Annotated in this window: 17 protein-coding genes and 1 riboswitch; of the genes, 10 read left to right on the forward strand and 7 right to left on the reverse strand. The window is 72.5% G+C overall.

All coding sequences use genetic code 11. From position 1 onward, the window contains the following. Nucleotides 1-54 precede the first annotated feature (54 nt). The 5 genes from ACWD4A_RS02315 to ACWD4A_RS02335 all read right to left on the reverse strand — a co-directional run bounded on the left by ACWD4A_RS02315 (nt 55) and on the right by ACWD4A_RS02335 (nt 3,578). Entirely contained in the window at nt 55-723 is a 669-nt protein-coding gene (locus ACWD4A_RS02315) for an urease accessory protein UreF (RefSeq protein ID WP_451188227.1), read from the reverse strand. Beyond that, complete coding sequence (locus ACWD4A_RS02320; protein WP_451188230.1) at nt 723-2,444, reverse strand: urease subunit alpha; 1,722 nt, start codon at nt 2,442-2,444, stop codon at nt 723-725. Before ACWD4A_RS02320 ends, ACWD4A_RS02315 begins: the two co-directional genes overlap by 1 nt. Next, nucleotides 2,437-2,748, reverse strand: a complete 312-nt coding sequence (locus ACWD4A_RS02325; RefSeq protein WP_451188233.1) for an urease subunit beta — start codon at nt 2,746-2,748, stop codon at nt 2,437-2,439. Before ACWD4A_RS02325 ends, ACWD4A_RS02320 begins: the two co-directional genes overlap by 8 nt. Nucleotides 2,749-2,762: 14 nt before the next feature. Then, nucleotides 2,763-3,065, reverse strand: coding sequence for an urease subunit gamma (locus ACWD4A_RS02330; RefSeq protein WP_451188236.1), 303 nt, complete (start codon nt 3,063-3,065; stop codon nt 2,763-2,765). A gap of 213 nt (nt 3,066-3,278) precedes the next feature. Further along, entirely contained in the window at nt 3,279-3,578 is a 300-nt protein-coding gene (locus ACWD4A_RS02335) for a type II toxin-antitoxin system Phd/YefM family antitoxin (RefSeq protein ID WP_451188239.1), read from the reverse strand. A gap of 58 nt (nt 3,579-3,636) precedes the next feature. Here ACWD4A_RS02335 and ACWD4A_RS02340 point away from each other — a divergent pair, with 58 nt between their 5' ends. The 3 genes from ACWD4A_RS02340 to ACWD4A_RS02350 all read left to right on the forward strand — a co-directional run bounded on the left by ACWD4A_RS02340 (nt 3,637) and on the right by ACWD4A_RS02350 (nt 5,563). Then, nucleotides 3,637-4,275, forward strand: a complete 639-nt coding sequence (locus tag ACWD4A_RS02340; RefSeq protein WP_451188242.1) for an ATP-dependent Clp protease proteolytic subunit — start codon at nt 3,637-3,639, stop codon at nt 4,273-4,275. Between the two features lie 6 nt (nt 4,276-4,281). Then, the gene (locus ACWD4A_RS02345) at nt 4,282-4,620 is read left to right on the forward strand and encodes a hypothetical protein (RefSeq protein WP_451188245.1); all 339 of its coding nucleotides are present in this window, start codon (nt 4,282-4,284) and stop codon (nt 4,618-4,620) included. Between the two features lie 291 nt (nt 4,621-4,911). After that, nucleotides 4,912-5,086: riboswitch (cyclic di-AMP (ydaO/yuaA leader) on the forward strand. Nucleotides 5,087-5,089: 3 nt separating this feature from the next. Continuing rightward, nucleotides 5,090-5,563 carry a C40 family peptidase gene (locus ACWD4A_RS02350; RefSeq protein ID WP_451188248.1) on the forward strand — a complete coding sequence of 158 codons (474 nt, stop codon included), beginning with the start codon at nt 5,090-5,092 and terminating at the stop codon, nt 5,561-5,563. Between the two features lie 53 nt (nt 5,564-5,616). On the opposite strand, the gene ACWD4A_RS02355 is transcribed toward ACWD4A_RS02350, so the two are convergent. Next, nucleotides 5,617-6,057: an ATP-binding protein gene (locus tag ACWD4A_RS02355; RefSeq protein ID WP_451188250.1), complete on the reverse strand. Its 441-nt coding sequence runs from the start codon at nt 6,055-6,057 to the stop codon at nt 5,617-5,619. A 242-nt stretch (nt 6,058-6,299) separates the two neighbouring features. Between ACWD4A_RS02355 and ACWD4A_RS02360 the strand changes: the two genes are divergently transcribed. Next, nucleotides 6,300-7,169: a helix-turn-helix domain-containing protein gene (locus ACWD4A_RS02360; RefSeq protein WP_451188253.1), complete on the forward strand. Its 870-nt coding sequence runs from the start codon at nt 6,300-6,302 to the stop codon at nt 7,167-7,169. A gap of 9 nt (nt 7,170-7,178) precedes the next feature. After that, nucleotides 7,179-7,445: a DUF397 domain-containing protein gene (locus ACWD4A_RS02365; protein WP_451188256.1), complete on the forward strand. Its 267-nt coding sequence runs from the start codon at nt 7,179-7,181 to the stop codon at nt 7,443-7,445. Here ACWD4A_RS02365 and ACWD4A_RS02370 read toward each other — a convergent pair. Next, on the reverse strand, nt 7,431-8,603 hold the full coding sequence (locus ACWD4A_RS02370; RefSeq protein ID WP_451188259.1) for an 8-amino-7-oxononanoate synthase: 1,173 nt from the start codon (nt 8,601-8,603) through the stop codon (nt 7,431-7,433). The genes ACWD4A_RS02365 and ACWD4A_RS02370 overlap by 15 nt on opposite strands. 185 nt (nt 8,604-8,788) lie before the next feature. Between ACWD4A_RS02370 and bioB the strand changes: the two genes are divergently transcribed. The 5 genes from bioB to ACWD4A_RS02395 all read left to right on the forward strand — a co-directional run bounded on the left by bioB (nt 8,789) and on the right by ACWD4A_RS02395 (nt 14,027). Next, the gene (gene bioB / locus ACWD4A_RS02375; RefSeq protein ID WP_451188262.1) at nt 8,789-10,018 is read left to right on the forward strand and encodes a biotin synthase BioB; all 1,230 of its coding nucleotides are present in this window, start codon (nt 8,789-8,791) and stop codon (nt 10,016-10,018) included. Next, a complete protein-coding gene (locus ACWD4A_RS02380; RefSeq protein WP_451188265.1) occupies nt 10,011-11,315 on the forward strand; it encodes an adenosylmethionine--8-amino-7-oxononanoate transaminase in 1,305 nt (434 codons plus the stop codon). Before bioB ends, ACWD4A_RS02380 begins: the two co-directional genes overlap by 8 nt. A 238-nt stretch (nt 11,316-11,553) precedes the next feature. Beyond that, the gene (gene bioD, locus ACWD4A_RS02385) at nt 11,554-12,273 is read left to right on the forward strand and encodes a dethiobiotin synthase (RefSeq protein WP_451188268.1); all 720 of its coding nucleotides are present in this window, start codon (nt 11,554-11,556) and stop codon (nt 12,271-12,273) included. Nucleotides 12,274-12,373: 100 nt separating this feature from the next. Next, on the forward strand, nt 12,374-13,081 hold the full coding sequence (locus tag ACWD4A_RS02390; protein ID WP_451188271.1) for a class I SAM-dependent methyltransferase: 708 nt from the start codon (nt 12,374-12,376) through the stop codon (nt 13,079-13,081). Between the two features lie 67 nt (nt 13,082-13,148). Next, entirely contained in the window at nt 13,149-14,027 is an 879-nt protein-coding gene (locus tag ACWD4A_RS02395) for a TIGR03621 family F420-dependent LLM class oxidoreductase (protein ID WP_451188273.1), read from the forward strand. The last annotated feature ends 46 nt before the right edge of the window (nt 14,028-14,073 follow it).

Consider the following 14,073-nt stretch of genomic DNA (forward strand, 5'->3'; position numbering starts at 1 on the left):
TCCAGCCCGTCCGGCGATTGAGGACACCGCGCGGAGCACGTTTCGGAGAAGTCCCTACGTCGCGAACAGCCGCACAGGCCACGCCGCATGCACCTCCGCCGTGATGTCGAGCAGCGGCGCCGCGCACGCGGGAAGCGCGTCCAGGCCCTGGCTCGCCGCGTCGGCGGCTCGCGCCGCGACGGCGTCCAGCTCCGGGGCCAGTCCGGCCAGCACCCCCGTCGCTTCGAAGGGATCGAGGCCGAGCAGCCGTACGACCGCCGTCGCGGGGCCGCTGACCGACTCGTAGACGGCGGCGTACGCGGCGTCCAGCGGGGTCAGTCCGGCGGCGCGGGCGGCCAGTCCAAGGACGATGGGCTGGTGGGCCCCGCGCGGCCGGGCCGCCACCAGGGCGTCCAACTCGGGCGAGGGCCATGTGGCCCGTACGGCACGGGTCATCTGCCGCCCGAGCCGGCGCGCGGCGGCACGCAGGGCGGGCGAGGGGGTACGGGCGTCGGCGGCCTCGTCGAGGGCGAGCGGGTCGAGGCCCGCGGCCGCCGCGGCGGCGAGCCCGGCCGCGGTGAGCCCGGCGGTGTGCAGCCGTCCCCGGCAGAACTCCTCCAGGGTGCCCGCGTCCCGGACCCGGCCCGCCTTGACAGCGGCCTCGGCCCCGCCGGAGTGCGCGTGGCCTCCGGCGGGGAACCGCCCGTCGGCGAGGACGAGGAGGGCGGCACGGGTGGCTCCCATCAGAAGAGGAAGTAGCGCTGGGCCATCGGCAGTTCCGCCACCGGCTGCGGGTCGACGGCTTCGCCGTCGATGGTGACGGTGAAGGTGTCGGGGTCGACCTCGACGTGGGGCCGGGCGTCGTTGTTGCGCATGTCCGCCTTGGTGACACCGCGGGTGCTGCGGATCGGGACGAAGCGTTTGCCGAGTCCGAGCCGCTCGGGGAGGCCGTCGTCGAGGGCCCACTGGGTGACGAAGTTCAGGGAGTTGGCGGCGGGGGCGCGCCCCATGGCGCCGAACATGGGGCGGGGCAGGATCGGCTGCGGGGTGGGGATGGACGCGTTCGCGTCGCCCATCTGCGCGTACGCGATCTGCCCGCCCTTGATCACGAGCAGCGGCTTGACGCCGAAGAACGCCGGTTCCCACAGCACGAGGTCGGCGAGCTTGCCGGTCTCGACGGAGCCGATCTCGTGGTCGAGGCCCTGGGCGACGGCCGGGTTGATCGTGTACTTCGCGACGTAGCGGCGGGCGCGCCGGTTGTCGGCGGCGCCGTCCCCCGGCAGGGCGCCGCGCCGTTTCTTCATCACGTGGGCCGTCTGCCAGGTGCGCAGGACGACCTCGCCGATGCGGCCCATCGCCTGGGAGTCGGAGGAGATGATCGAGATGGCGCCGAGGTCGTGCAGGACGTCCTCGGCGGCGATGGTGCTCGGACGGATCCGGGACTCCGCGAAGGCGAGGTCCTCGGGCACGGCGGGGTTGAGGTGGTGACAGACCATCAGCATGTCGAGGTGCTCGTCGACGGTGTTGACGGTGTGCGGGCGGGTGGGGTTGGTGGAGCTGGGGAGGACGTTGGCCTCGGAGACGACGGTGATGATGTCGGGCGCGTGCCCGCCGCCCGCGCCCTCGGTGTGGTACGCGTGGATGGAACGCCCGGCGATCGCGGCGAGGGTGTCGCCCACGAACCCGGCCTCGTTGAGGGTGTCCGTGTGGATGGCGAGCTGGGCGCCGCTCTCCTCGCAGACCGACAGGCAGGCGTCGATGACGGCGGGCGTGGCCCCCCAGTCCTCGTGGATCTTGAATCCCAGGGCTCCTGCGCGCAGTTGGGCGCGCATCGAGTCGTAGGAGACGGTATTGCCCTTGCCCAGCAGGCCGATGTTCAGGGGGTAGCCCTCCATCGCCTCGAACATCCGGGCAAGGTGCCAGGAGCCGGGGGTGATGGTGGTGGCCTTGCTGCCCTCGGCGGGGCCGGTGCCCCCGCCGACGAGGGTGGTGATGCCGGAGGCGAGGGCCTCGTCCGCGAGCTGTGGGCAGATGAAGTGCACATGGGCGTCGATGGCCCCGGCGGTGAGGATCCTGCCGTTGCCCGCGATGACCTCGGTCTCGGGTCCGATCACGAGGTCGGGGTGGACGCCGTCCATGGTGTCGGGGTTGCCCGCCTTGCCGATGCCCGTGATCCGGCCGTCGCGGATGCCGATGTCGGCCTTGACTATGCCCCAGTGGTCGAGGACGACGGCGCCGGTGACGACCGTGTCGGGGGCACCCTCGGCGCGGGTGGTCCGGGACTGGCCCATGGACTCGCGGATGACCTTGCCGCCGCCGAAGACGGCCTCGTCCCCGGCGTGGCCGGGTCCGCCGCTGCGGTCCTCCTCGATCTCGATCAGGAGGTCGGTGTCGGCGAGGCGGATGCGGTCGCCCGTGGTGGGGCCGAACAGGTCGGCGTACGCGGCCCGGTCGAGCTCAGGCATCGAGCGGCCCTCCGCACTCGCCGCGCAGCCCCTCGACGACGCGCTTGCCGCCGATCGGCACCAGGGCGACCTCGACGGGGATGCCGGGCTCGAAGCGCACGGCGGTGCCCGCGGCGATGTCGAGCCGGCGGCCGCGGGCGGCGGCGCGGTCGAAGTCGAGGCCGGGGTTGGCCTCGGCGAAGTGGTAGTGGGAGCCGACCTGTACGGGCCGGTCGGCGGCGTTGAGCACGGTGAGCCGGGTGCGCGGGAGGCCCTGGTTGAGGGGCACGGGCGCGTCGGCGTGGAGGATCTCCCCGGGAATCATGGCGCGGCCCTCCGTCAGCCGATGGGTTCGTGGACGGTGACGAGTTTGGTGCCGTCCGGGAAGGTGGCCTCGACCTGGACCTCGTGGATCATCTCGGGGATGCCCTCCATGACATCGGCGCGGGTGAGCACCTTGCGCCCGGAGGACATCAGCTCGGCCACGGTCCGGCCGTCGCGGGCGCCTTCGAGGATGTGCACGGTGATCAGGGCCACCGCCTCGGGATGGTTGAGCAGCACGCCACGGGCTCGGCGCTTCTCGGCTACGTCGGCGGCCACATGGAGAAGCAGGCGTTCCTGCTCATGCGGGGTTAGTTGCATGCGTCCACCTCACTGACGAACCAGGCCCCATAGCTGAACCCACTGGGGTCACACAAGAGTTCTACACAGTGTTGACCTGGGGTTCTTCATGGAGCGACCAGGGATTGCAGATTAGGGCGCAAGCTTTTCCACCGCGTTAACTGACTCTTTGCGTATCCATGGCCAGAGGTGGCACGCGGTGCCCCCGCCCCGTACGGGGACACCGGGCGAAGATCACGGAGAGGGTCGGGGCCGCTCCGGATTCCGGTGCTCCGCCGCGATCCCGAACCGGCGGCGTTCGCCGGGAGCGGACGGCAGCGGGCGCGCCGTGGAGACCGTGCTGATCACCTGCTCCTCGACGGCCTCCTCCGCCGTCCCGCTCTCCTCGAGTCGCCGCAGGTCAGCGGCGGACACCAGGGCGACGAGCGGCTTCCCGTGGCGCGTGACGACCACCCGCTCACCGCCGTAGACGACGCGGTTGATCAGATCCGCCAGCTCGGCTCGGGCTTGCGTCACCGGAATTTCGTAGGCCATGCTCACATTCTAACGAGGTGTACGTACTGTACATTTTTTACAGAGGAAGAGGGCAGTCATGAACCGACCCGTCGCCCGCCACGTCCTGCCGGAGTTCACCGAGCGCCTCGGCGCCGTGACCCGCACGTCGGACCCGTACTCCAAGCTGCTGTCCGAGCGCATCGTCTTCCTCGGCACGCCGATCGACGACGCCTGCGCCAATGACGTGATCGTCCAGTTCATGCACCTCGAACACGCCGCGCCCGACCGGGACATCTCGCTCTACATCAACTCCCCCGGCGGCTCGGTGACCGCGATGACCGCGATCTACGACACGATGCGCTTCGTCGGCTGCGACGTGGAGACGGTCTGCCTGGGGCAGGCCGCCTCGTCCGCCGCCGTGCTGCTGGCCGCCGGCACCCCCGGCAAGCGGCTCGCGCTGCCGAACGCGCGGGTCGTCGTCCACCAGCCGTCGCTCGGCGGGGCGGTCGAGGGCCAGGTGGCGGATCTGGCGATCCAGGCCACGGAACTGCTGCGGACGCGGGACACTCTTGAGGAGATGCTGGTCCGGCACACCGGGCAGAGCGCCGAGCGAATCCGTCGCGACATCGAGCGCGACAGGGTCTTCGACGCCGAGGGTGCGCTGGCCTACGGGCTCATCGACCGGCTCACCGAAAGCCGCAAGCAGCAGGCCACGCTCCGCCGGCCGGCCCGGTGATCCGCCGTGCTCCCTCCCGAACTGCCGCCCCTGCCCGCCCTGACGCGGGCCGAGGGCGAGGTGATCGACTGCTATCTGCACGTACTGGATCTGCTGGGCCGGATCAACCCGGCCCGGCCGCAGGGCACGTACGGCGCGCTACGAGCGGCGCAGACCCTGGCCGTCGCCGCCGCCGGACTGCGGGACGCCCTCGCTGTGATGTTCGAGCGCGGTGAGCGGGAGTTGCACGGGGGCACCCTGACGCGGGCGATGCTCGTCCTGGACGGAGAGCGCCGGGCGCGTCGGGTCGCCATTCCGCTCGCGCTCCCGCCCGCACCCATGGATCGGGGGTCGGCGGGCGAATAAACACCGCTCCCCCATACGCCGGACGATGTCGTAGACGACGCGCGGTGATCGATTTCAGCCGGGCACGCACGCCACGCCGGAGCGCCGCGGACGGGCCGCAGGCCAGCGGCTCAACAGGGTCCTGCCGAACCGGACAATCCCCGCTGTGTCCAGCGGAATTGCCCAGAAGTGATCAGCCTCACATAGCTCTGGATCCACTCGGAATCCGTACCCGGGCTGCGCCAAGATCCCGGTCGACGACAAGACCCCGCCATCCCGGTGGGGCGGTCCAGGCGGACGCCGAACCCCGCCGCTGTCTGGATGCCGGGTCGACTGAATGCACCGGTGGGGATGGAGGACCCGAGCACGGTGGGACGACCAGAGTAATGCGGTCGGCCCTTGGGGTGAAGCCGTTGACACGGCCGGGCATTCTTCGCCTGCCCGAACCCGACAGGTCATCCTTCACAGGCGGCTGACGAAGGGTTGACACATGGGCGCGCACAAACGTCCGTCGATGATGTCCAGGGCCGGAGCCGCTTCCGCCCTCACGCTCGCCGCCGTCGGCGCCACGGTGCTCGTGCCGGGCGCGGCGACGGGCGCGGAGGCCTCGACCATCGCCACCAACGCACTGCACATCGCGGCCTCGAAGGCGGGCTCGCCCTACCAGTGGGGCGCGACCGGACCGTACCGCTTCGACTGCTCGGGCCTGACGCTCTACTCCTTCAAGCGGGCCGGCAAGACCCTGCCCCGCACCGCCGAGGAGCAGTACAACCGGACCACCCACATCGCCCGCGCCGCCCGGGAACGCGGCGACCTGGTGTTCTTCGTGTCCGGCCGGGGCGTCTACCACGTGGGCATATACGCCGGTGACGGCAAGATCTGGCACGCGCCCAAGACCGGCGCGGTGGTGCGCCTGGAGCGGATCTGGACCAACAGCGTGCTCTACGGCCGGGTGGAGGACTGACCCCCTGACGCGACGGCCGGGCCCCGTACGGCGTGCGGGGCCCGGCCCGCGCCTCAGCCCTCGGCGCTCAGGGCGGGCACGGTCCAGGGCAGCGAGATCCACACGGTCTTGCCGCCGTCGGAGGTCGGGGTGAAGAAGAGTCTTCCCCCGCGCTCCGCGGCCAGGCAGCGGACGATGACCATGCCGCGCCCGTTGTCCTGCTGGACCGCGGCGGGCAGCCGCCGGGGGAAGCGCGGATGGCTGTCCGTGACCCCGATCCTCAACTGCCGGTCGTGGTCGAGCAGGACGTCGACGGTGAAGGTGGGCGACTGCCCCCGGGTGTGCTGCACGGCGTTGGTGGCGAGCTCGGAGACGATCAGCCGTACCGTTTCAGCAGTGTCCGTACCGCCCGGCAGCCCCCAGTCCGCGAGCACGCCCGCCACATAGCGGCGTGCCGTGGAGACCGAGGCGGGGGCGCTCGGCAGGGTGACGGTGGCTTCTTGGTGGTCTGCCATGGCGCTGTCCCTTTCCCGCCGAGACCGGACTCCGACGCAATGCGCCCTGAAGTCGAGAGCGCTCTCGGGCGGCTCTGCGCGACAGCCTGCCACTGAAAAGGGGCGTGATGCGTGCGATCCCCCGAGATATGCATATATCTGTCGCTCGAAGCGGTGAACTCTACGACGAGAGACCGGATTTGGACGGCACACTGGTCTATTGACAAGAAACACCATGTTCACCTCGCCAGAGAGACGGACCCATGCGATACGGACCCGCGGTACGCCGCCGCAAACTCGGCGGGGAACTGCGCCGGCAGCGCGAACTGGCCGGGCTGACCAGCCTGGAGGCGGCACAGGCGGTGGGCTGGCACCAGTCGAAGGTCAGCCGCATCGAGACCGGCAGCAGCGGCGTGAAGTCCTCGGACGTGGCGCTGCTGCTGGACGCCTACGGCGTGTCCGACCCCGAACTGCGCGCGCTGCTGGGGGCGCTGTGCGGTGCGGGCACCGCCGATGCGGAAGGCGGACGGCGTGGCTGGTGGTACGCCTACCGCAATCTGCTGCCCCCCGCCTACCTGGACTTCATCAGCCTGGAGTCCGAGGCCTCGCGGTTACGGACCCTGGAGACCACCGTGGTGCCGGGGCTGCTGCAGACCCCCGCCTACGCCCGCGCCGTGACCCGGGCGGCGCTCGACGACCCGCCGCCGGAGCAGGTGGAGAAGCTGGTGCGGGTGCGCATGGCGCGGCAGTCGGTGCTCCGCGGCGACCATCCGCTGGAGCTGTGCGCCGTACTGGACGAGGCCGTGCTCCGCCATCAGGTCGGTGGACGGGAGGTCATGGCCGGGCAGTTGCGGCACCTGGTGGAAACGGGTTCGCTGCGTCATGTGCGGCTGCATGTACTGCCGTTCTCCAGCAGCGGCCATATCGGCATCACCGGGCCCTTTGTTATCTTCTCATTTCCGCGCATTGCCGATCTGGATGTGGTTGTTCTCGACCACTTGACGAGTAGCCTCTACTTGGAGCGGAAAGAAGACCTCCTGGCGTACGGCGCGGCATTCACCGCGCTCCGGGCGCACGCCCTCTCGCACGAGAACTCGCTGGATTTCATCGCCGGGATCAATGACGGCGCGTAAGGAGGCACCATGTCCGCAATGCCTCGGTACGTACCTTCCTCATCGGCCCTTCGCGGCGCAGTGTGGCGCCGCAGCAGCTACAGCACCGGAATGAACAACTGCGTGGAAGCGGCCGGCCTCGTCCCCGGACTGCTGGCCGTGCGCGACTCGAAGAACCGGGCCGCTCCCGCCCTGTTGTTCCCCTCCGTCACCTGGTCCTCCTTCGTCGGAGGGCTTCGCGGCGGTTCCTTCCGTCCCCTCGACCTCCCGTCCCGCGGGCCCTCACGCGGGAACTGAGCCTGCCCAGGCGGCCGGTGCGGTCCGCACGACCGTGCCGACCGCCTCCTCGATCTGCCGGTCCGACAGGTCCGCGCGGGCGGTCAGCCGCAGTCGCGAGACCCCGTCGGGCACGGACGGCGGCCGGAAGCAGCCGACCGCGAGCCCTCCGGCCCGGCAGTCGGCCGCCCAGCGCACCGCCGCCTCGGGCGAGGGCGCCCGCACGGACACCACCGCCGCATCGGGCCGGACGGCCTCGAGGCCCGCGGCCGTCACCCTCCGGTACAGCTCACGGGCCACCTGACGGGTGCGGGCGGCGCGTTGCGGCTCGCGGCGCAGCACCTCCAGGCTCGCGAGGGCCGCGCCCACGGCGGCCGGGGCGAGCCCGGTGTCGAAGATGAACGTACGGGCGTTGCTGACGAGGTGCCTGATCACCCGGGCGGGCCCGAGGACCGCGCCTCCCTGGCTGCCCAGCGACTTCGACAGGGTGACGGTGGCGACGACGTCGGGGGCGCCCGCGAGCCCCGCCGCGTGCACGGCGCCGCGCCCTCCGTCGCCCAGGACGCCGAGCCCGTGCGCGTCGTCGACGAGCAGTGCCGCGCCGTGGGCCCGGCAGGCTTCCGCGAGTTCCCGGAGCGGGGCGGCGTCGCCGTCGACGGAGAAGACGGAGTCGGTGACGGCCAGCGCGCGGCCGCCGTGGGCGTCCAGCGTCTTGCGCACCGCGGCCGGGTCGGCGTGCGGGACGACGGCCGTCTCGGCGCGGGCCAGGCGGCAGCCGTCGATGAGCGAGGCGTGGTTGCCCGCGTCGGAGACGACGAGGGTGCCGTTGTCGAGGGGCCCGGTGAGCGCGGTGACGGCGGCGAGGTTGGCGGCGTAGCCGGAGGAGAAGACCAGGGCCGCCTCGAACCCGCAGAACGCGGCCAGGGCCTCCTCCAGCCGGGTGTGCAACGCGGTGCTGCCGGTGACCAGCCGGGAGCCGGTCGAGCCCGCGCCCCAGCGGCGTGCGGCGTCGGCGGCGGCCCGGGTGACCTCGGGGTGGCGGGTGAGCCCCAGGTAGTCGTTCCCGGCCAGGTCGACGAGCGACGAGTCGGCGGGGCGGGGACGCAGGTCCCGCACCAGGCCCGCGGCGAGGCGGCGCTGGTGGTGCCGGTCGATCCAGTCGAACGGGTCCTTCGGCATCGGCCGTCCTTCGCGTTCCGTGGGGTGGGGATCAGGGAGGGCCGGGGGCCCGCTTTGTATGCAGTGCATAGAACGTAGTCCCCGGCGCGCCCGGTCATGGTGTGGCAATACACACACCTCAAAAGGACGCTGTTGTGCGATATCTCCATTGGCCCGGGGCGGTGGCGTGCGTAAGGATCTCCGCCATGGACCTGCTGAACACGCTGGTGGACAAGGGGTTGCGGCGGGAGCTGCCGACCCGTGAAGAGGCGCTCGCCGTGCTGGCGACCTCCGATGACGAACTGCTCGACGTGGTGGCCGCCGCGGGCAAGGTGCGCCGCAAGTGGTTCGGGCGCCGGGTGAAGCTCAACTACCTGGTCAACCTCAAGTCCGGGCTGTGCCCGGAGGACTGTTCCTACTGCTCGCAGCGGCTCGGTTCCGACACCGGGATCCTCAAGTACTCCTGGCTGAAGCCGGAGGAGGCGTCGCGGGCGGCGGCGGCCGGTGTCGCGGGCGGCGCGAAGCGGGTCTGCCTGGTGGCCAGCGGCCGCGGCCCCACGGACCGGGACGTCGACCGGGTCACCAGGACCATCGAGGCGATCAAGGAGCAGAACGAGGACGTCGAGGTGTGCGCGTGCCTCGGGCTGCTCTCCTCGGGCCAGGCCGAGCGGCTGCGCGCGGCGGGCGCCGACGCGTACAACCACAACCTCAACACCTCCGAGGCCACGTACGGCGGCATCACCACGACGCACACCTACGCCGACCGCGTCGACACCGTGCAGCAGGCGCAGGCGGCGGGCATGTCCGCCTGTTCCGGGCTGATCGCAGGCATGGGCGAGACCGATGCCGACCTCGTCGACGTGGTGTTCTCGCTGCGCGAGCTGGACCCGGACTCGGTGCCGGTCAACTTCCTCATCCCGTTCGAGGGGACGCCGCTGGCGAAGGAGTGGAACCTCACTCCGCAGCGGGCCCTGCGCATCCTGGCGATGGTGCGGTTCGTCTGCCCGGACGTGGAGGTCCGGCTGGCGGGTGGGCGCGAGGTGCACCTGCGGTCGATGCAGCCGCTCGCGCTGCACCTGGCCAACTCGATCTTCCTCGGCGACTATCTGACCAGTGAGGGCCAGGAGGGCAAGGCCGACCTGGCGATGATCGAGGACGCGGGCTTCGAGGTGGAGGGCGCGGACACCACGACCCTGCCCGCCCACCGCGCGGACGCCCTGGCCGGCGGCTGCGGCGGACACGGCGGCGGTGGCTGCGGCCCGTGCGGGGACGGCGGCGCCGCCGACGGGCCCGCGGTCACGGAGAACGTCGTCGCGGAGAACACCGGGAACACCGTCGCCGACGCGGCCGGCGCCGCCGAGGCCGGTGAGGTCCGTCCGGAGCTGGTCGCCGTCCGCCGCCGTGGCGCGGGAACGGACCTGCCGCCCAATGCCTGAGCCGCTCACCCCCGGTGAACTGCTCGCCCTCGACCGGCAGCACGTGTGGCACCCGTACGGCCCGATGCCGGGCCGCCAGGAGCCGCTGATCGTGGAGTCCGCGTCGGGGGTACGGCTGCGGCTCGCGGAACCGGCGTACGGCGCACGCGAGTTGATCGACGGGATGTCGTCGTGGTGGTCCGCGCTCCACGGCTACAACCACCCCGTGCTCAACGCGGCCGTCCAGGACCAGTTGGGGCGGATGAGTCATGTGATGTTCGGCGGGCTCACCCACGAGCCCGCCGTGCGGCTCGCCGCCCGGCTGGTGGAGATCACCCCCGAGGGCCTCGAGCACGTCTTCCTCTGCGACTCCGGTTCGGTGTCGGTCGAGGTCGCCGTGAAGATGTGTCTCCAGTACTGGCGCTCGCTCGGCCGGCCGGAGAAGCACCGGCTGATGACCTGGCGCGGCGGATACCACGGGGACACCTGGCAGCCGATGGCCGTGTGCGACCCCGACGGAGGGATGCACGAGCTGTGGTCCGGGGCACTGCCCCGGCAGGTCTTCGCGGACGCCCCGCCGCACGACTACGACACGGACGTGGTGCCCGCCTACTCGGCGCACCTCCGGGAGGTCGTCGCCCGGCACGCGCACGAGCTGGCCGCCGTGATCGTGGAGCCGGTGGTGCAGGGCGCGGGTGGCATGCGCTTCCACGACCCGGTGTATCTGCGGGTGCTGCGGGAGGCGTGCGACGAGCACGGCGTGCTGCTGGTCCTGGACGAGATCGCCACCGGTTTCGGCCGTACGGGCAGGCTGTTCGCGGCGGAGCACGCGGGGATCGCCCCTGATGTGATGTGCGTCGGCAAGGCGTTGACCGGCGGTTATCTCACGATGGCCGCGACGCTGTGCACGCCGCGGGTCGCGGACGGCATCTCCCGGGGCGAGGTCCCGGTGCTGGCCCACGGCCCGACCTTCATGGCCAACCCCCTCGCCGCGGCCGTCGCGTGCGCCTCCATCGACCTGCTGCTGTCACAGGACTGGCAGACGGAGGTCAAGCGCATCGAGTCCGCCCTGCGCGACGGGCTCGCCGACGCGGCGGCGCTTCCTTCGGTACGGGACGTCCGGGTGCTCGGCGCGATCGGCGTGGTCGAGCTGGACCACGAGGTGGACGTCGCGGCGGCGACGCGGGCGCTGGCGCGGGAAGGGGTGTGGCTGCGGCCGTTCCGGAACCTCATCTACACGATGCCGCCGTATGTGACGGGGGACGAGGATGTGGCCCGGATCTGCGCGGCCGTGTGCGCTGCCGCGCGGGTGGCGTAGGGGGTCCTTCCCTTTTTCTTCGGCCGCGGGCCGTCTTGCCGCCTGCGGCGGTGGCGGCCTGCGGCCGCGTCCTCAATCGCCGGACGGGCTGGATGTACGGGCCGTGGGCTTGAGCCTGCGGGTCTCGGTTTCGATGCCACGGTCCGCGGGACTCAGTCCGTCCGGCGTTTGAGGACGCGGCCCGGAGGCCGCCACCGCCGCAGGCGGCAGAACCGACAACGTAACGGAGGCAGAGAACATGACCGTCACGGTCGTCACCGGCACCAACACCGAAGTGGGCAAGACAGTCGTCACCGCCGCCATCGCGGCAGCGGCCCTGGCGGCGAGCCGCACGGTGGCCGTCCTCAAGCCCGCGCAGACGGGCGTCGCGGCGGACGAGCCCGGTGACATCGCGGAGGTGCAACGGCTCGCCGGCCCGGTCACCGGCGCCGAACTCGCCCGGTTCCCCGACCCCTTGGCCCCGGCGACCGCCGCCCGCCGGGCGGGCCGCGCGCCCGTACGGCCGCGCGAGGTGGAGCGGGCCGCGACCCGGCTCGCGGGCGATCACGACCTGGTGCTGGTCGAGGGCGCGGGCGGGCTGCTCGTCCAGCTCGACGAGGCCGGGTCGACGCTGGCGGACGTGGCGGGGCTGCTGGCCGCCCCCGTACTGATCGTGGCGCAGGCGGGCCTGGGCACGCTCAACGTCACCGCGCTCACCGCGGAGGCGCTGCGCGCCCGCGGCCTGCGCTGTCAGGGTGTCGTGATCGGCAGTTGGCCCGCGGAGCCGGACCTCGCGGCCCGCTGCAACCTCGCGGACCTCCCCGAGGCGGCGGGCGCCCCGCTGCTGGGTGCCGTGCCGGAGGGCGCGGGCCGCCTGCCCGCGGCGGACTTCCGCGCCGCGGCCCCGGGCTGGCTGGCGCCGGAGCTCGACGGCACCTGGGACGCGCACCGTTTCGCGGCGGCCCAGCGCGGCCGGTAGCGGCGGCGCCGCCGGGAACCGGGCGGCGCGCCGACGGTGCGGGTGGGCGGGGCGGGGTAAGAATCGCGGTAACCGCCGTATCCCCGGGGAGGGGTGTGCCATGCCGCTTCGGTCCACCACCACACCGCACGACACCGTGCACCATCCGGTGTTCGCCCGGTTCTACGCCAAGGTGAGCCCGGTCATCGACGAACGGGCCGGGGTCGGCGCGCACCGGCAGGAGCTGCTGGCCGGGCTGTCCGGGCGGGTGATCGAGATCGGCGCCGGGAACGGTCTCAACTTCGCGTACTACCCGGGCACGGTCGCCGAGGTGGTGGCGATCGAGCCGGAACGGCTGCTGCGCAGACGGGCGGTGGACGCCGCGGTGCGGGCGGGCGTGCCCGTCGACGTGGTGCCGGGGGCGGCGGAGGCGCTGCCGGTGAAGAGCGAGGCGTTCGACGCGGCGGTGGCATCGCTGGTGCTGTGTTCCGTACGAGACGTGCGGCGGGCGCTGGCGGAGCTGCGGCGGGTGCTGAAGCCGGGTGGCGAGCTCCGGTTCTTCGAGCACGGCCGGGCGGAGGGCGCGGTGCTGGGGACGGCGCAGCGGGCGCTGGACGGCACGGTCTGGCCCCTGTTGTTCGGCGGCTGTCACACGGCGCGGGACCCGCTGGCGGCGATCCGGGCCGCGGGTTTCGAGCTCGGCGCGTACCGGCGGCTCCGGGTGCCGGAGACCAGGTTCCCGACCCCGGCCTCGTCCTGTGTCCTGGGGGTGGCCCGGCGCCCGGCCGAACAGGGGCCGGCCGTGCCGGGCGGGGGTGCGGCGGCGTAAGGCCGGTCGCTAAACGGAGACAACCTCCGCTATGGTTCCGGGCAACCGGATGATCAAGGAGCCCGCCATGGCACGTCCCTTCCGCTTCGCCGTCAACATGCTCTCGCCCGGCTCCGCCGCCGAGTGGCGCGAGAAGTGCCGCCGCGCCGAGTCGCTGGGCTACGACGTGATCCTCGTCCCCGACCATCTCGGGATGCCCGCGCCGTTCCCCTCCCTGGTCGCGGCCGCGGAGGCCACGGAGCGGCCGCGCCTCGGCACCTTCGTCCTCAACGCCGGGCTGTGGAACCCCGCCCTGCTCGCACGCGAGGTGGCCACCACCGACCAGCTCACCGGCGGGCGGCTGGAGATCGGTCTGGGCGCCGGTTACGTGAAGGGGGAGCACGACAGGGCGGGGCTGCCGTTCGGTTCGCCGCGCGAGCGGGTGGACCACCTGGAGCACCTGGTCACCGAGCTGACCCGGCTGCTGGGCGACCCGGAGCACGTACCGCGGCCCGCGCAGGCGCCGCGCCCGCCGCTGCTGCTCGGCGGCAACGGCAAGCGCATGCTGCGGCTGGCCGCGCGGCACGCGGACATCGCGGCCTTCACCGGGGCCGTCACGACCGACTCCGGCGCCCTGCGGCTGCTGAGCCCGGCCGTCATCGAGGAGCGGATGGCCGCCTACCACGGCTTCGCCGCCGACCGCGGGACGCCCGCCGAGCTGAACTACCTGTCGCAGGTCGTGGCCGTCGGCGCGGACCGCCGGGCCACGGCGCGCAAGCTGGGGGAACACGCCCCGGACCTCACCGAGGACGAGCTGATCGAGCACCCGGCGCTGCTGGCGGGCTCGGTCAAGGACATCGCGGACCAGGTGCGCGGTCACCGTGAGCGGTTCGGCTTCACCTACTTCACGGTCCTGGAGCCGAACATGGAGGCCTTCGCCCCGGTGCTGGAGGAGCTGCGGGGCTGACGCCCCGGTCCGGCCGGGGGCGCTTCCGCCGGGCCCCGGCCATCGG

The organism is Streptomyces sp. NPDC002537, from assembly GCF_053594975.1.